At 63.3% G+C, this 16,611-nt stretch carries 12 protein-coding genes; 4 read left to right on the top strand and 8 right to left on the bottom strand.

What is annotated here, in order from left to right:
- Nucleotides 1–649: 649 nt before the first annotated feature.
- The 6 genes from AC0L3A_RS10225 to AC0L3A_RS10200 all read right to left on the bottom strand — a co-directional run bounded on the left by AC0L3A_RS10225 (nucleotide 650) and on the right by AC0L3A_RS10200 (nucleotide 9,586).
- On the bottom strand, nucleotides 650–1,213 hold the full coding sequence (locus AC0L3A_RS10225) for a hypothetical protein (RefSeq protein ID WP_007592281.1): 564 nt from the start codon (nucleotides 1,211–1,213) through the stop codon (nucleotides 650–652).
- A 304-nt stretch (nucleotides 1,214–1,517) separates the two neighbouring features.
- Nucleotides 1,518–3,227: a response regulator gene (locus tag AC0L3A_RS10220; RefSeq protein ID WP_473254288.1), complete on the bottom strand. Its 1,710-nt coding sequence runs from the start codon at nucleotides 3,225–3,227 to the stop codon at nucleotides 1,518–1,520.
- A complete protein-coding gene (locus AC0L3A_RS10215) occupies nucleotides 3,224–4,738 on the bottom strand; it encodes an ATPase domain-containing protein (RefSeq protein ID WP_035992861.1) in 1,515 nt (504 codons plus the stop codon). The genes AC0L3A_RS10220 and AC0L3A_RS10215 overlap by 4 nt, the downstream gene beginning before the upstream one ends.
- Nucleotides 4,739–5,002: 264 nt before the next feature.
- A complete protein-coding gene (locus AC0L3A_RS10210; RefSeq protein WP_473254287.1) occupies nucleotides 5,003–6,700 on the bottom strand; it encodes a GMC family oxidoreductase in 1,698 nt (565 codons plus the stop codon).
- Nucleotides 6,701–7,122: 422 nt separating this feature from the next.
- Nucleotides 7,123–8,682 carry an acyl-CoA carboxylase subunit beta gene (locus AC0L3A_RS10205; RefSeq protein WP_035992865.1) on the bottom strand — a complete coding sequence of 520 codons (1,560 nt, stop codon included), beginning with the start codon at nucleotides 8,680–8,682 and terminating at the stop codon, nucleotides 7,123–7,125.
- The gene (locus AC0L3A_RS10200; protein ID WP_473254286.1) at nucleotides 8,612–9,586 is read right to left on the bottom strand and encodes an IclR family transcriptional regulator; all 975 of its coding nucleotides are present in this window, start codon (nucleotides 9,584–9,586) and stop codon (nucleotides 8,612–8,614) included. Before AC0L3A_RS10200 ends, AC0L3A_RS10205 begins: the two co-directional genes overlap by 71 nt.
- A 94-nt stretch (nucleotides 9,587–9,680) precedes the next feature.
- On the opposite strand from AC0L3A_RS10200, the gene AC0L3A_RS10195 reads away from it, so the two are divergent.
- From AC0L3A_RS10195 to glsA, 4 genes are all read left to right on the top strand, one after another.
- Complete coding sequence (locus tag AC0L3A_RS10195) at nucleotides 9,681–9,902, top strand: acyl-CoA carboxylase biotin carboxyl carrier protein subunit (protein ID WP_219683333.1); 222 nt, start codon at nucleotides 9,681–9,683, stop codon at nucleotides 9,900–9,902.
- Between the two features lie 166 nt (nucleotides 9,903–10,068).
- Nucleotides 10,069–11,235, top strand: a complete 1,167-nt coding sequence (locus AC0L3A_RS10190) for a TAXI family TRAP transporter solute-binding subunit (RefSeq protein ID WP_473254285.1) — start codon at nucleotides 10,069–10,071, stop codon at nucleotides 11,233–11,235.
- Nucleotides 11,236–11,468: 233 nt separating this feature from the next.
- The gene (locus AC0L3A_RS10185) at nucleotides 11,469–13,544 is read left to right on the top strand and encodes a TRAP transporter permease (RefSeq protein ID WP_473254284.1); all 2,076 of its coding nucleotides are present in this window, start codon (nucleotides 11,469–11,471) and stop codon (nucleotides 13,542–13,544) included.
- A gap of 22 nt (nucleotides 13,545–13,566) precedes the next feature.
- Nucleotides 13,567–15,414, top strand: coding sequence for a glutaminase A (glsA, locus tag AC0L3A_RS10180; protein ID WP_354127905.1), 1,848 nt, complete (start codon nucleotides 13,567–13,569; stop codon nucleotides 15,412–15,414).
- A gap of 5 nt (nucleotides 15,415–15,419) precedes the next feature.
- On the opposite strand, the gene AC0L3A_RS10175 is transcribed toward glsA, so the two are convergent.
- Nucleotides 15,420–15,722, bottom strand: coding sequence for a nucleoside triphosphate pyrophosphohydrolase family protein (locus AC0L3A_RS10175; RefSeq protein ID WP_007592303.1), 303 nt, complete (start codon nucleotides 15,720–15,722; stop codon nucleotides 15,420–15,422).
- Between the two features lie 25 nt (nucleotides 15,723–15,747).
- Nucleotides 15,748–16,275 carry a carboxymuconolactone decarboxylase family protein gene (locus AC0L3A_RS10170; protein WP_007592305.1) on the bottom strand — a complete coding sequence of 176 codons (528 nt, stop codon included), beginning with the start codon at nucleotides 16,273–16,275 and terminating at the stop codon, nucleotides 15,748–15,750.
- Nucleotides 16,276–16,611 lie beyond the last annotated feature (336 nt).

Genomic DNA, 16,611 nt, shown 5'->3' with positions numbered 1-16,611 from the left:
GACTCATTTTGCCCGAGCTTTGCTCTAGTCTTAGCACCCTCTCGAAAGAAAGGGCGCAGGGAAGGCCGGGCGCCGGCTGGCACCCGTAGTCCCGTGTGCGAGCAAGACGCGCACGGGGTGGACGACAGGTGACGCCGGCAACCGGCCTTCCCTGCGCGAATGGTTTTACGGCTTATGACGCGCTCTCCCCGGGGAGCGATGCACTATTGCCCCCGTCGCCTTGCGGATGGCTGATGTGCTGACCCGGTTGGGCAGAGCATCACCACAAGACTTGACGCACAGACCCCGGGCGTCAGGACCACACGATTTTGCCGTCCGCGCACCTCCCCGCCCCTGTCCTCGATGCCTGGCGTGCGCTCGCCATCGAGACCGAACGAGGAGGCTGTCAGCGCCGTGTCGTACCGCGTGTGCAGCTGCTCACGGGAAAACCCGCCCTGCAGCCTGCCCAGCGCGTCGACGCAGTCGCGGCCACCGCCTCCCGGCCCACGTCTCGTGACGATCGCGAAACGCCCTTGTAGCAGGCTGGGATGCGCGCAAACTACGCCTTATCCGAACTTCTGTAAATACGAATATTACTTCAGTGCGGGGTTGACAAGGTGTTTCGCGCGATGGCGCACCAGGTCTCGTGACGCACCTGTCGCCCGGCGTCTCAAGCGACCGAACCGCCGCGCGGGTTGACGATCGTGTAGCCACGCAATGAACGCGCATGCATTCGCGTCGCGTGTCCGCCCGAGTTGGCGTCGTAAGCCAGCCAGGTATCTCCGCTTAGGTGTTGCTCGAGGACGAACACATGTCCGTGTCGGGCTGCGACCATTCCCGGTGCGGGTGATGTCCGCGGGAAGCGCAGCCAGTTCGACGCAAGATTCAATTCCGGCACGATACGGCCGAACACGCGCAGAGCAGCCCCGCAGCCGCAGAAGGAGGAAGGGCAACCTGCGGGACGACTACCGACGATGCGACCGCCCGAGAGGCTCGCCGTCGCGGCGCCGCCTGCGTCGGCCGCTGTCAGTTGCGTCGCGCGATAGGATTGGAGTGAGGACCTGGGAGTTAGGAACGACCTGGAAGTCCTCTCACGGCGCGTTTGCGAATACGAGAAGTCGCAGGGCATCGTGACGTTGCATTCGGCTGCTTGATGAATGCGATAGGGCCGTGCTTCAGAAGCGACGAAACTAAAGGCAACGACGAGACACGCGGAAAGAACCGACTTGAACATTGCAGGGCTCCAAACTGAAGGTCCCTGCCCCTGCAAAGAAACCAATAGCAGTTTGGCTGAAATGGTCTCAAATAGCGGCTGAAAGTGGCTGCATTTGCGGGCCGATTTTGGCAATCATCACAGCCCAAGCGTAGCGGCGGAAATGTTTAACTCGCAGAGGACGAATGCGTGTCTTCGCAACCGAGAGGCGACCGCGTTGCATTCGTGCGTCGCATTGTTGTACGCCGCGGCACGATGGCCGAGCGCACAATTGCGGAGGGGCGCCCGCAAGCCATAGCCCCGCCGTTGATTGTCGCGCGAATGGTCAGCCCCGAGTCTTCGCTAAGGCAGATCCTGCGGTTGTCGCAAAGTCCAACTTTGCAGCGCTGAGCGCTGCGGCGAGCTCGTCGATGTGGTAGGGCTTCGACAGGATCCGGATGCCGGCCATTTCGGCGTCGTGAACCGCGGCTTCGGCGTATCCGCTCGTCAGCAGGACCGGGATGTCGCTTCGCCTTCTCTTGATCTCGGACGCGAGTTCGACACCGTTCATGCCGCCCGGCATCATGATATCGGAAAACACCAGATCGACGGAGCGGCCGTCCGCTAGGGCACCGAGAGCCGCCGCGGCACTGGCCGCGCGCGTGACCTGGTAACCGAGCTGCGCAAGCATCTCGCTGACCAGCGCGGCGACCTCGTCGTCGTCTTCGACGAGAAGAACCCGGCCATGATTAGCCCTCTTGGGACGCGCCCTGTTCAGGTCGATGAGATGCCGTTCACCCGAGGGGACATTCCTGGATCGCGGCAAATAGAGCTCGATGCTGGTGCCCTCGTCGACGATCGATTTTATTCGAACCATTCCGCGTGACTGCGTCGCAAATCCGTGGACCTGAGCAAGCCCCAGGCCTGAGCCTTTACCGACGTCCTTGGTCGTGAAGAACGGTTCGAAGACCCGCGCCAGGATCTCGGGGCTCATTCCAACGCCCCTGTCGACCACGGACAGGCGAACGTAATCGCCCGCGATCTCGTTCTCGTTCAGGCCGGCCAGGTTCTCGCCACGGACGACGATCGTGCCACCGTTCGGCATCGCATCGCGGGCGTTGACGGCCAGGTTGAGAATGACCAGTTCGAGCTCTCCCGGATCAACCTCCACCGGCCAAAGCCCCTCCGGAAAATCGAACTCGACGTGAACGTCGCCTCTCAGGCTCCGATCGAGCAATTCGCGCATGCCGCCGATCTGCGCCGGGATGTCGACGGCCTCGGGCCGGAGCTTCTGCCGCCGTGAAAAAGCCAGAAGCTGCCTGGTCAGGCCCGCACCACGCTGCGCCGCCTGAACCATTCCTTCCAACAGCCGACGCCGCCGATCGGGATCTGTCTGCCGGTCGAGCATGTCCAATCCGCCGGAGATCACCATCAGCAGATTATTGAAGTCGTGAGCTACTCCGCCGGTCAATTGTCCGATGGCTTCGATCTTCTGGGCCTGACGAAGGGTCTCCTCGACGCGGGCGCGCTCTTCCATTTCGGCCCGCAGATGCTTGTTGGCCTCCTCGAGGGCACGGGTGCGCTCGACCACGAGCTTCTCGAGCTCCTGGGCCGTCCGCTCGCGCGCCTGCAGCAAGGTTCGAATTTCATATTGCCGCCGGCGGGCCCGCATTGCGGATTGAATTGCGCTCGTCAGCGTGATCGGTTGAACCGGGCGCTCGAGCAGCGACACGTTGCGGAGCGTCTCGACGATGCTGCGGCGCCAGGCAACCACCGCCGGCTGCTCGCGGTGGCTGGTGAGAATGACAAAGGGCAGGTCGGACCAGGGCGGCTGCCGCTCGATCCAATGTGCCAGCGGCTGGGTATCCTTTCCGAACAGGCCCTCCTCGGCGAGAAGCACCGCGCCCACGCCCGCCGACATCTCGCTGACCAGTTCAGGCAGACCACGACAATTGATTGCCAGGAGATTCGAATTACGGAAAAGCTCGACCGATGCCGGTCCATCGCGGCCGATCGGAGCAAACACGAGGACGCAATGATCGCGGTCGGCGCTCATTCCGACAGCCCTTCCGGCATCTCCGTGCCCGAGTAACGTGGATTCCCGGAAAAGATGCCGCTGAACCCGCTCAGCGGAGGACCTACCGTGATGCCGGCACTGCCAAGACGAAACTCGCGGATGGAATTTTCATGATTGCCGCTGCGCTTCTTCACGACCGAGAGGGCACGCCGCACCGCTCCGCCGACTTCGAAATAGCGCAGCATGAGCACGGCATCGCTCAAATAGCTGATATCGAGAGCCGTCTCCATCGGACCGACCAGCCCATGCTGAGCGAGGATCAGGACGGTCAGCACGCCTTTCTGTCCGAGGTAGCTCAGGAGCTCGTGCATCTGGAGGATGAGAAATCGCTCATCCGGCATTGCGTTGAGGTAGCCGTTCAGACTGTCGATGATAACAATTCGGGCGTTATCCTTTTCGACGCTGTTGCGCACATTGGCGGCGAATTCGCCGGGCGACATCTCGGCGGGATCGATTTGCTTAAATCGGATGAGTCCCGATTGCAGATGGCTTTCAAGGGGCAGGCCCAGCGTTCGAGCCCGGGCCTCCACCGTACCGCGACCTTCATCGAAGGCGAAGAACACCGCATGCTCACCGCGATCTGCCGCCGCGATCGCATAGGTCAGCGCGAGAGACGACTTGCCGACACCGGCGGCGCCCAAGAGCAGCGCACTGGTGCCGCGCTCGAGCCCTCCTCCCAGGAGCTGGTCAAGTTGCGCATTGCCGCTCGGCGTCAACTCACCGATAAACGAGGTGTGATGTTCCGCTGCCACCAGACGGGGGAATATCCGCACCCCTCCCGCCTCGATTGTGAAATCGTGGAAGCCGCCGCGAAATCGAATGCCGCGCATCTTGATCACCCGAAGCCGCCGGCGCTCTGCCCCATAATCAATGGCGAGCTGTTCGAGCATCACCACGCCATGCGCGATCGAATGGAGCTGCAGATCGTCTTGGGACGATGAGAGATCGTCGAGGAGGATGACCGTGCAATTGCGGTTGGTGAAAAAGTGCTTCAGGGCCAGAACCTGGCGCCGGTACCGCAGCGGGTTCTGCGCAAGGAGGCGCAGCTCGGACAGGCTGTCCAGCACCACGCGCGCGGGATTGATCCGCTCGACCTCCTTGAATATCAGGCCCGTGGTTTCGCTCAGCTCCATTTCGGCGGGGTGGAAGACGGTGAGCTCGCGTTCCGGATCGAGCGTCGTCTCCGGCGGCACCAGTTCGAAGATGTCGACGCCTTGCAGCGACCAGCCGTGCCGCTGTGCAACCAGCGTCAACTCACGCTTGGTTTCCGACAAGGAGATATAGAGCACGCGTTCACCGCAACGGGCGCCCTCGAGAAGGAATTGGAGTGCCATTGTGGTCTTGCCCGAGCCGGGCCGGCCCTCGTAGAGGTACATGCGATTGGGATCGAGCCCGCCGTAGAGGATATCGTCGAGACCGTCACTGCCGGTCGAAATCCTGGGCAACTCTCCGGGCTCGCTGGTTTGCGCCCGGCTCGATGAATTGATCATTGAACCCCCGTGAAGCTCCGTCGCCGAAAATGCGCTCCGGCCCCGAGATGGGACGCGCGATCAGCGGCCCTGTCTCAGCCGTAAGGCGAAATCTGGCAAAGAACGCCCAAGCCGGGTTCCAAGTTCCGCCTCCCGGGCGCATGTCCGCCAGACCGTCGGCCGCGGAACCGTTCTCGCCCACCATTTCAGCTATTGCGGTCCGACTAGCGGTCCTGGAGGGTCAGCATCGACAAGGCAGTCGCCGGCGCGAAAAGCCATGCCAGCTCACTGCATGATCGCGGCTGCGATCTTCTCCGCCGACATCAGGACCGGAAAATTGGTGTTGGCGCACGGCACCACCGGGAAGATCGAGGCATCGACGACGCGCAGGCCCTGCACGCCTTTGACGCGCCCCTCTGGATCGACCACCGCCATCGGATCGTCAACCCGGCCCATGCGGCACGAGCAGGAGGCGTGCCACACGCCGATGGTCGCCTTGCGCACGAAGGCTTCCAGCGCCTCGTCGTCGTTGATGACGTCGTCGAAGGTGAAGCCCTCGACCACGAAATTGTCGATCATGTAGTGGCGCAGCACTGCCGGTCCGTCCATCAGGGCCGCGGCGATCCTGGTGAGAATCCTGTTTTTGGTGTTGACCACGCCGATCTTGCGCACGCGGTCGGTATAGGAGGCCGGGAACGGCTTGTCCGTCACGGCCCTGACAACGTCGCTCATCTGCACGGCCGCCATCTTGCGGAAACCGCTCATCAGCCGATCGAGGTCGCGCCGGTCGGACAACAGGTTGAACTCGACGATCGGCTCGACGACCGGATCGCGCGAGGCAAGCTTGACCTGTCCGGTCTCGGAATAGGTCTTGTTGACGAATGTCAGCAGCGATCCGATCTGCTCACCGACGGCGTGCCAGGCCGATTTGCTGAGCAGGACGACGAACATATCGCCTTTCGGTACGCCTTGGAGCCCGGACGAGTAACGCAAGCCAAGCTGCATGTGGCGCCTGGTGTGCTCGTTCATTCGCGCGCCGCGGCGGACAAAGGACGACAGCGAGATCGAGGGATGATCCATCAGGCGCTGGCCGACGCCCTGCAGCCCCATTAGCACGGGAATGCCCATATCCTTGAGGTGACCGACCGGGCCGATGCCGGCGCGCAACAGATGCGCCGGTGAATGGATGGCGCCACTGGAGAGAATGATCTCGCGGGCGCGGAATTCCTGCTCTCGTCCGTCGACCACAGCCTTCACGCCGACGCATTGCGTGCCTTCGAACAGCAATTCCCTGACTTGCGTGTTGGTGGAGATCGTGAGGTTGGCGCGCTTGCGCGTGTCGCGATCGAGATAGCCCATGGCAGCCGAGACGCGTTGCTCGGCCTGGTTCGAGTGCGTCACCGGGAAAAACCCGTCGACGAATTCGCCATTCTGGTCGGGCAGGAACTGATGTCCGGCCTGCTGGAAGGCTTGCGCAAACGCCTGCGAATGCCGCGTCCAGTGCTCCCTGGGGATTCGGCGGACCGGGATCCGGCCGTCCTTGCCGTGGTAGGGACCGTCGAAATCGAGGTCGCGCTCGACCTTCTTGAAGAAGGGCAGCACATCGTTCCAGCTCCACCCCGCAGCGCCGCGCGCGTCCCATTCGTCGTAGTCGGTCGGCGCGCCGCGGTTGGCCATCTGGCCGTTGATCGAGGAGCCGCCGCCAAGCACGCGTGCCTGCTCGTATTTGCGTAAGGGCGGACGTCCTTCGTTCGGATTGTTGTGGCTGACGATCTGGGTCGTGACCTTGAGCTCGGTCCAGTGGAAGCGCGGATCGAAATAGGCCGTCCCCGGATAGCTGTCCCTGATCTCGGCCGGCTCGTCTCCGGGCGGTGTGTCCTGTCCCGCCTCGCAGAGCAGGACCTTGTTGGCGCTCCTCGCCGAGAGCCGGTGGGCCAGCACGGACCCCGCCGAGCCGCCGCCCACGATAATGAAGTCGTACACGATTGGCGCTTCCCTTGTTCTTGCCCGGGAAGCGTAGCGCGTTATTGTTTTGAGGTCACGTCATCGCTGCCACGGCAAAGCGCGAGCACAGATGCCGGCGACGCCGAAGGCACCGCCCGGCGGCAGGCATCCGCCGTCCGGTCAGCAGGTGACGAGGGGGCGAACCCAGGGCGCTTTACGGCTTCCTCACGAAGCCCGCGCGCAACCGCTCGGCAAACCAGACTACAAAAATTGCAGCGAACGACAGACAGAAAAATATAGCCGTCCAAAGCAGCGCGTTACCCGCATTTGTCATGACGTCTCTCCCTCGTTCCAAACGAGACGCTTGCAGACAATGGGACGCGTGGCGTTGCGCTAGATCAATTTTGCCCAAATGCAATTGGGCTGAGGTCGGCATCCGCGGCTCGCAGGGGCCGCTGAAGCTACGGCCTGATCGAAAAATTCCCCGGCGGCCCTGGCTTTCGCAATGGCTCCGCCAGCCGCGCGAACTCGCACAGCAGCGACCGCGTCTTCCTGGGATCGATGATCTCTTCGACCCAGAATTTTTCGGCGGAGCGGAACGGCGAGCGCAGCTTGTTAAGGCGGTCCTCGATCTCTTTCAGTTTCTCCGCCTTGTCTTCGGCCGCGTCGATGTCCGCGCGGTAGGCGGCTTCGATGCCGCCTTCCAGTGGGAGCGAGCCCCAATAGGCCGACGGCCAGGCGTAGCGGATCGAGAAGCGGTCGGCCGGCTGATGCACCACGCCGGCGACGCCGAAGGCATTGCGCAGGATCACCGTGCACCAGGGCACCGTGGTCTGGTTGACCGCGGCCATGGCGCGAACGCCATGGCGGATGGTGCCCGCCTTCTCCGCATCGAGCCCGATCATGAAGCCGGGGCAGTCCATGAGATAGACGATCGGCAAATGGAAGGTCTCGGCGAAGTCGACCCAGCGGACCACCTTCTGGCAGGCGTCCGCCGTCCAGGAGCCGCCATAGTGAAAGCTGTCACTGGCAAGCACCATCACCGCCCTGCCCTCGAGCCGCGCGAGACCGACAATGATCGGCTTGCCGAAATTCTTGCCGACCTCGAAAAACGAGCCCTTGTCCACGACTTGTTCGACGATCGGCCGTATCTTGTAGACCTGCTTGCGATTACGCGGCACTGCGCTCATCAGCGCCTCTTCGGTGCGCTCCGGATTGTCGGTGCAGGGCAAGGTCGGCGGCAGCCCGTCAACCGACGACGGCAGATAAGACAGGAATCGCCGCGCGCAGGCAAAGGCCTCCTCCTCGGTGTCGACAGCATGATCGACCGCGCCGGCGCGGGTCTGGATGTCGGCGCCGCCGAGCTCTTCCTTCGAGAGGTCCTGCCCCAGCGCCTTCACCACCGGCGGGCCTGCGACGAACATCGCGGACTTCCGGGTCATGATGGAATAGTGGCTGGCGGCAAGACGCGCGGCACCGAGCCCTGCGACCGAGCCGAGGCCGAGCGCGACCACGGGCACGCGCGACAAATTCTCCGTTGTGAAGCGATACCAGCGTGTGCCGCCGATGCCACCCGGCAAGTTCGCCGCGCCCTTGGTCTCGATGGTCTTGACCGAGCCGCCGCCGCCGGAGCCTTCGATGATGCGGACGATGGGCAGGCGGAGATCATGCGCCATCTCCTCCGCCATCAGCGGTTTTGCGGAGATGGACGCGTCCGCCGAGCCGCCGCGCACGGTGAAATCGTCGCCGACCACAACGACGGTGCGGCCCTCGACGCGCGCGCGGCCGAACACGCAGTTCGCTGGCGTCAATTTCTGCAACTCGCCGCTGGAATCGTATTCGCCGACGCCGGAGACGGCGCCGATCTCGTGAAAGCTGCCTTTGTCGGTCAGTCTGTCGATACGTTCCCGAACAGTCAGTCGGCCCTGGTCATGCTGACGCTTGACCTTGTCAACGCCGCCCATCTCCCGCGCGAAGGCTTCGCGCCGGGCGAGCTCGTCGAGTTCCGGCTTCCAGTTCATTCACTCCCTCCGAATTGATCGGCTTGTTATTGTTGTGCATGGCCATGGCGACCGGTTTGCGCGGGATGCGGGCGTTGAATACGTCGCCCTCTGCACCATCCATCAGGCTGCCGAGCGAGCGGCCGAGCGCGAGCATCAGCGGCGCGACTTCGGCATGCAGACGCTCTTCGTCATACATCGCCGAGAGCAGACCGATCGTGATGACAACGAAGGTCTGGTACTGCGGCGACCAGATCGGCATCGCGAGGCCGTTGATATGTGGGCTCCACAAGCCGCAGGCCACGACATAGCCGCGCTCGCGCAGCGACTGCCGGTTGGCCTCGATGCGGGGCTTGAGGATCTTTGCAGCCTCGGGAGCTTCCCGCTCCATGTCCGCGATGAAGGCATCGCCGACCTCGGGCGCTAGTGCCGCGGTATAGGCCGCGCCCGCAGCGGTCGAAGCCATCGAGATGCGGCTGCCGGTGCCCTCGTGCAGGCCCAGTGCAGTCGCCGAACGCGCGAACTGGAGATAGACCAGATGGAAGCGATCGGGGACCACGAAGCCGACGGTGCCGGGCAATTGCTCAGCGACTTCCTGGAGCCGCTGACGGATCATGCTGCGCAGCTGCGCGCCCTTCATCATCGAGGCGCTCATCGCCACAGCGCTTGGACCGATGCGGTATTTCTGATCGCGCGGCAGGTACACGAGCTGACCCATCCGCGTTAGCGTGTGCGTGAGCCGCGACACGGTCGAGCGCGGCAGGCCGCAGCGGTTTGAAATTTCGAGATTGCCGAGCCTGCTATCGTGGCCCTCGAAGCATCGCAACACGTCGAACGCGCGCGACACCACCTGGATGACATCACCCTCACCGGCTTCGCCAGCGAGCGCACCTTGCCTACTCAACCGCTCTGAACGTCGTCCCATGATCCCTACCGCTTGTTCCGCTGTGCGGAATTAAATTCCGCTTGCAGAAGAAACTACCTCAGGCATTTTGCGACCACAAGAAGAAGGCGATGGCATGCCAGAGATTAAGATCGTCACGGAGATCGCGGGTCGCATCTGCTCAACTCCCGTGCAAGTTGGAGGAACCGTTGCGGATGGTGATGAGATTGTGGTGGTCGAAGCGATGAAGATGGAGATCCCTGTGCTTTCTCCTGCGAGCGGCAAGATCACATCGCTTCTGGTGAAGCTCGACGACGTCGTTGCCGAGGGACAGACGATCGCGATCGTCGCGAACTGACTGCATTACCCGTCGTTTCCGCGACAATCTGTCAGCCTCATTGCTGCGTTCGCGGTACGCCGTTGCCATCGCCTGATCGCGATGACATGATCCGTTTCAAACAAAACCTGTTTCAAACAAAGAAAGAAAATCGTCGCGGCAAACGCGAGGATCATTGGAGGGAAACATGCGTCGTGGGCTGGTCATGCTCGCGCCTGCCTTGGTCGCGGGCCTTTCTTTTGCGTCTACACGCTATGCAGCCGCCGAAGACATCAAGCTGCCGGCGACATTGACGTTCACGGCCTATGACACCGGCACCGCCGGCTTCAACATCGCGGTCGGCGTCGGCAAAATGATGAAGGACAAATACTCAACCGACGTGCGCGTGCTCCCCGCAGGCAACGACGTCGCGCGTCTCGCGCCGTTGCGCGCCAAGCGCGCGGTTTCTTCCGCGATGGGATCGGGTACCTATTTCGCGCAGGAAGGCGTGTTCGAGTTCGGCTCCAGGGAATGGGGCCCGCAACCGCTCCAGATCATGCTCTCATCCGTCGACTGCAATTGCGGCACGCTCGGCGTGGCCGCGGACACAGGCGTGAAGGAGCTCAAGGACCTCAAGGGAAAGCGCGTCGGCTTCGTCGTCGGCTCGCCGGCGCTGAACCAGAACTCGCTCGCGGTGCTCGCCTTCGCCGGCCTGACGCAGAAGGACGTCAAGGTCGTCGAGTTCGCAAGCTACGGCGCGATGTGGAAGGGCCTGATCAACAACGACACCGACGCAGCCTTCGGCACCACCATCACCGGCCCCGCCAAGGAAGCCGAGACCTCGCCGCGCGGCCTGATCTGGCCGCCGCTGCCCGCCAAGGACAAGGAAGGCTGGGCGCGGATGCAGAAGGTCGGCTCGTTCTTCTTCCCGCAGACCGCGACCTGCGGCGCCGGCATCTCGCCGGACAAACCGATCGAGCTCGGCAACTACCCCTACCCGATTTTCGTCGCCTACGCCTCGCAAGCCCCCGACCAGGTCTATGCGATCACCAAAGCGATGATCGTGAACTACGATTCCTACAAGGACGCCGCACCCGGCGCCGGCGGGCTTGAGGCCGATCGCCAGACCAAGAACTGGGTGGTGCCGGTGCATCCCGGCGCGGTAAAGGCGCTGAAGGAAGCCGGGCAATGGAGCGACGCGCAGGACACGCACAACAACAGACTGATCAAGCGCCAGGAGGTGCTTGGCGCAGCGTGGACCGACTACGGAAAGTCCAACCCGCCTGCGGATGACAAGGCGTTTCTCGACGGCTGGATGAAAGCGCGTGCCGCAGCGCTTGCGAAGGCCGACATGCCGAACGGGTTCGAGGAATAATTTCGCGATGGGCCTGATGGTTGCCACGCGCGAGCTGCGCTCCCTCTCCCGCTTGCGGGAGAGGGTTGGGGAGAGGGTGCCTCAACGTTGGGATTCCCCCAGAGGAGAGAGCCCTCACCCGCGCCTTCGGCGCAACCTCTCCCGCAAGCGGGAGAGGTTGAGGAGCCCACGGCCCGACCGCTTCAACCCATTCGCATTCGTCAGCACTTAGCAACCCACGCGCGGGGTCGATCATGTCGTCTGCTTCAGAGTCCACCGCTCCGCAGGACGAGGGCAAGCGGATCGTGTTCGAGGACCCGCATGGCGCCGCCGCCAACATGCAGGAAGCGGAGGTCACGCGCGTGCGAAGCTTGCGCGGCGCCTGGCGCTGGACGCTCGTCGTCGCGACCGCCGCGACCGTCCTGCTCTGCATCAACCAGCAATTCTCGCTGCGCTTCTTCGTCGGCTACACCCAGCTCAACACGGAGTATTTCTATCTCCTGATCGCCCTGATGCTGCCGTTCACGTTCCTGATCTTCCCGGGAACCCCGCGCGCGCCGCTCGACCGCATTCCCTGGTACGACCTTCTCTGCTTCGTCGTAACTTTTGCCGCGGCGCTGCTGCTGATGTTGAACGTGCGCAAAGCCGCGGAGGCCGGCTGGGAATTCGGCGGCGCGCCGAACAGCGTGACCGCGGCGGGTCTCGTGATGTGGGTGATGCTGATGGAGGCGCTGCGGCGGACCGGGGGCTGGAGCCTGCTACTGAGCGTGCTCCCCTTCACCGTCTATCCGCTGTTCGCGGAATCCAGCTGGCTCGGGCCGTTCCGCGGCACACAATCGACGCTGGAGCAGGCGACCGCCTATCACGTGCTGTCGGGCGAGAGCCTGCTCGGCATTCCCATCCAGGCGTTTGCCGACACCGTGATCGGCTTCCTGGTATTCGGCACGGCGCTGATGATGACCGGCGCCGGAAAGTTCTTCATCAATCTCGCCTTCGCGCTGTGCGGCACCTTCCGCGGCGGCGCGGCGAAAGTCTGCATCTTCGCCAGCGGCCTGCTCGGCATGATGTCGGGCTCGATCATCTCCAACGTGCTCACCGCCGGCACCATGACCATTCCGGTGATGAAGAAGAGCGGCTTCCGCGCCTCCTACGCCGGCGCGATCGAGGCGTGTGCCTCGACCGGCGCGGTGCTGGCTCCGCCGGTGATGGGTGCGACCGCGTTCGTGATCGCGCAGTTCCTCAATGTCAGCTACGCCGACGTCGCGATTGCGGCCATCATTCCCGCCGCGCTCTATTACGTCGGCTTGTTCATGCAGGTCGATTCCTACGCCGCACGACACGGGCTGAAGGGCATTCCGCGCGCGGAGCTGCCGCGGGTCATGGATACAATCAAGGACGGCTGGTACTACGTCTTCGTGATCGCGCTGCTGATCGTGATGCTGCTCTACTTCAAGCGCGAGAGCCATGCGCCGTTCTACGCTACCGCCCTGCTTCTGGTCCTCAACCAGCTGTTCTCGAAGGACACGCGCTGGACTGTCGCGACCATCGGCAAATTCCTCGAGGTCAACGGCCGCACCTTCGTCGAGCTTGTCGGCATCCTCGCCGGCTGCGGCCTGCTGATCGGCGCCTTCTCGATGACAGGCGTGGTGTCGAGCCTTGCCAACGACCTGCTGCGCATTGCCGGTGACAATCCGTTCCTGCTGCTCGGCATGTGCGCCCTCACCAGCCTGATCCTCGGCCTCGGGTTGACCACGACGGCCTGCTACATCTTCCTCGCCATCCTGGTCGCACCGGCGCTGGAGAAACTCGGGCTGAACAAGATGGCCGTGCACATGTTCATCTTCTACTGGGGCATGCTGTCGTCGATCACCCCGCCGGTCGCGATCGCCTCGTTCGCGGCCGCAGGCATTGCCGGTTCGCCGGCGATGAAGACGGGCTGGGAATCGATGTGGGTCGGCAGCATCATCTATTTCATCCCGTTCTTCTTCGTGCTCAATCCCGCGCTGGTGCTGCAGGGGCCGAGCCCCTATCTCGCCGGTCTCGGGCTGATGGCGCTCGCGGCGTTCGGCACGCTGTTCATCTGCGGCGGCATTCAGGGCTACCAGCCCTTCGTTGGCGATCTCCGCGGCGCCGGTGCGCTGGAATGGCCGATCCGCGTACTGCTGGTGATCGGCGGGTTCGTGGTGGCCACCCCCGGCGGCGGCATCATGCCGCTGTCGCAGATGCAGGTGACGCTGCTCGGCCTCGCCATCCTCGTCCCCACGGTTTTGCTCGCCCTGCTGCTGGTCCGGCGGCAGACCATGGTGCCGGACGGGTTGCGCGTGCCCTGATTGCGTTGCACAAAGAGAGGCGATGAAACAGCTTTCGCCTCTCGCCACCGCCTGGACCCGCTCCAAGCCGCCTTTGCTGCGGTTTCTGGACAATTGCCTCAGCGAATTCTCGGCGGAGACCTCGGGCGCGGTCGCCGACTACATTCCCGAGCTCGGCAAGGCCGATCCTGCCTGTTTCGGCATCAGCCTCGCGACCCTGGACGGTCATGTCTACGAGGTCGGCGACTCCAGGGCGCCCTTCACCATCCAGTCGATGTCAAAGCCGTTCGTGTTCGCACTCGCGCTGGACCTGCTCGGCGCAAACAGGGTCGAGAGCGCGATCGGCGTCGAGCCTTCAGGCGATCCCTTCAACTCGATCCGGCTCAACTCGGAGAACCATCCGTTCAACCCGATGGTCAATGCCGGCGCGATCGCCTGCACGGGGCTGATCCACGACAGCAAGGGTACGGACGCCTTCGAGCAAATTCGCCTCGCGCTCAGTCGTTTTGCCGGCCGCGACCTCGCCGTCGACGAGGCCGTCTACGCTTCCGAAAGCCAGACCGGCGACCGCAACCGCGCCATCGGCTATCTTCTCAAGACCAACGCGGTGATCTCGGACAATGTCGCTGCCGTGCTCGACGTCTATTTCCGGCAATGCGCGGTGCTGGTCACCGCGCGCGACATCGCGGTGATGGCGGCAACGCTCGCCAACCGCGGCGTCAACCCGGTCACAGGCGAGCAGGTGCTGACGCCTTACGCAATCTCGCGCACGCTGTCGGTGATGACGTCGTCGGGCATGTACGACTATGCCGGCGAATGGATCTACCGGATCGGCATCCCCGCCAAGAGCGGCGTCGGCGGCGGAATTCTCGCAGCCCTCCCCGCGCGCCTCGGGCTCGGCAGCTATTCGCCAAGGCTCGACAAGCATGGCAACAGCGTGCGCGGCATCAAGGTCTGCGAGGCGCTGTCCTCGCACTACGATTTGCACATGCTCAACCGTAGTGACGATGCTCGCAATGCCGTCATCGCCGATTACGACATCGGCAAGAGCCCGTCGCGGCGCGTGCGCCGCCCACAGGAGCGCGATATTCTCGCGGCGCATGAGCAGGAGGTGCGGATCATCGAGCTGGTCGGCACACTGTCGCTGTCGGCGGTCGACTATGTCTCGCGCCGCCTTGCGGGCCGGCCGCGGCCGCAATTCGTGATCTTCGATCTCCACCGCGTCACCTCCACCACGCGCGCCGGGGCGCGGCTGGTGGCCGAAGCGTTCGAGGAGCTGGCGGCGCTGAATGTGACCGTCGTACTGTCCGGCGTCAGGCGCGCCTCCAAGGAATGGGACAGCCTGCGGGAATGGACCGCCGAGCTCAAGAACGTCCGCGACTTCTATTTGCTCGACACCGCGATCGAATGGGCCGAAGACCAGATCATCTATCGGTACGGAGGCTCGATCGATTTCCACGAGACCACCGAGCTTGCCGAACAGCCGCTGCTGGCCGGCATGAGCGAGGAAGAGCTGACCGACCTCGCCTCGATCTGCACGATCCGGACCTATCAATCCGGGACAAAGATCCTCACCACGGGCGATCCCGCCGATGCTCTGTTCTTCCTGCGCAGCGGCGCCGTGCATGTCACGCTGCCCGACGGCGTGCGGCTGGCGACGCTCACCGCCGGCATGGCCTTCGGCGAAATGGCCCTGATCGAGACCACTCGCTCCGCCGACGTGTTCGTGGACATGGCGGCGACCGCGTTCGAAGCGCCCCTGAAAGCGTTCGAGCGCTTCCGCAAGCAGCACCCGCACGCCAGCGAACGCATCATGCGCAATCTTGCGCAGCTTCTCGCCGACCGTCTGATCGTCGCCAACGCCAGGGTGGATATCTTGACCTCGACCTGAGCGGCCTAGCGGCCCGCCGCCTCACTGATCCGCCGATTGATCTTGGCCGCACTCGCCTTGAGCAATTCGGACGGCTGCTGGCCGGTCGCTGCGCATAGGCAGGCCCAGTAATAGATGACATCGCCGAGCTCTTCGACGAGGCCTGCCTGGTCGAGCCAGTCATCGCGCAGCAGCTTCTTGATGTGCTCGGCGACCTCGCCGGATTCGCCGGCGAGACCGAGGCCCAGATAGGACAGCCGTTCGTTGGACGGATGCTCATCGACTTTTGCAACGGTGGCGGCCCAGGCCGCATATTCATCGATTGTCATCGGCATCCCTCGCCGCGGCTTTGGATCAGCCAACCACTTCCGTGACCGGCTGAAGATCGATCTCAAACGTCTCCAAAAACTTTGACGTCATGATGTAGAAGCCGACCGAAAGCTGCAACTCGACGAGTGCGGCGGGTGTCAGCTTCGATGCGATCGCGTTGAAGATCGCCGCGGTCGGCTTGTTCAATTTCACGATCTCGTCAGTGAAGGCGAGCGCGGCACGCTGCACCTCGTCGAAGCACTTGGCGTCCTGCCAGTTCTCGAGCGCTTCGTTCTGCTCGTCGGTGACGCCGACATTCTTGCCGATGCGCTTGTGCGCGACGATCTCGTACGGCGCCTCGCACAAAATTCCGGTGCGGGTGATCGCGAGTTCGCGCACGATCGGATCGAGCTCGCCCTTGTGACGGATGGCGCCGCCGAGCCGGCAGTACTGCTCGAAATAGCTCGGCGAATGCGACATCATCCGGAAGATGTTGGCGTTGCGGTTCTTGTCGAGGATCTCGCGGGTGCGGTCGGATGCCTTGGACGGGTCGCTGTAGTTGATGCGGGCCATGATTTTCCTGAAGTTTTTCCCTAAGCCTTTAATGCTTTTTGTCGTTAGCGGCGAAAGTTCCACGAAACTGTATTCTTGCGCGTCCGCAGGAGCAACAACATCGAGTCAAAATGCCGCCGCATTGCTGAACGACCTTGGTACAGTCGATATTCGCCGCGTGGGGACTTGATCGCGGCGGATACTCGCAAGGGGTGTTCCGAGTAAAAACAATTGGCCGTTAGGCGCTAACCGCGCATCGATGAGTCACGCCCAAGTCTAGGGAGAAAATGGCATGAAGGAAGCCACCAAGGGGGCGGCCTCGGAGGCGCTCGCGCATATGCTGGCGGTGATGGCGAT

This window comes from Bradyrhizobium sp. MI1.3, from assembly GCF_055811695.1.
The sequence above is the reverse complement of the archived record's forward strand: the minus strand, read 5'-3'. Positions and strand labels throughout refer to the sequence as shown.

Coding starts and splice junctions, on each gene's coding strand:
- AC0L3A_RS10225 (WP_007592281.1), bottom strand. CDS start 1,213: ATGTTCAAGTCGGTTCTTTCCGCGTGTCTCGTCGTTGCCTTTAGTTTC.
- AC0L3A_RS10220 (WP_473254288.1), bottom strand. CDS start 3,227: ATGAGCGCCGACCGCGATCATTGCGTCCTCGTGTTTGCTCCGATCGGC.
- AC0L3A_RS10215 (WP_035992861.1), bottom strand. CDS start 4,738: ATGATCAATTCATCGAGCCGGGCGCAAACCAGCGAGCCCGGAGAGTTG.
- AC0L3A_RS10205 (WP_035992865.1), bottom strand. CDS start 8,682: ATGAACTGGAAGCCGGAACTCGACGAGCTCGCCCGGCGCGAAGCCTTC.
- AC0L3A_RS10200 (WP_473254286.1), bottom strand. CDS start 9,586: ATGGGACGACGTTCAGAGCGGTTGAGTAGGCAAGGTGCGCTCGCTGGC.
- AC0L3A_RS10195 (WP_219683333.1), top strand. CDS start 9,681: ATGCCAGAGATTAAGATCGTCACGGAGATCGCGGGTCGCATCTGCTCA.
- AC0L3A_RS10190 (WP_473254285.1), top strand. CDS start 10,069: ATGCGTCGTGGGCTGGTCATGCTCGCGCCTGCCTTGGTCGCGGGCCTT.
- AC0L3A_RS10185 (WP_473254284.1), top strand. CDS start 11,469: ATGTCGTCTGCTTCAGAGTCCACCGCTCCGCAGGACGAGGGCAAGCGG.
- glsA (WP_354127905.1), top strand. CDS start 13,567: ATGAAACAGCTTTCGCCTCTCGCCACCGCCTGGACCCGCTCCAAGCCG.
- AC0L3A_RS10175 (WP_007592303.1), bottom strand. CDS start 15,722: ATGACAATCGATGAATATGCGGCCTGGGCCGCCACCGTTGCAAAAGTC.
- AC0L3A_RS10170 (WP_007592305.1), bottom strand. CDS start 16,275: ATGGCCCGCATCAACTACAGCGACCCGTCCAAGGCATCCGACCGCACC.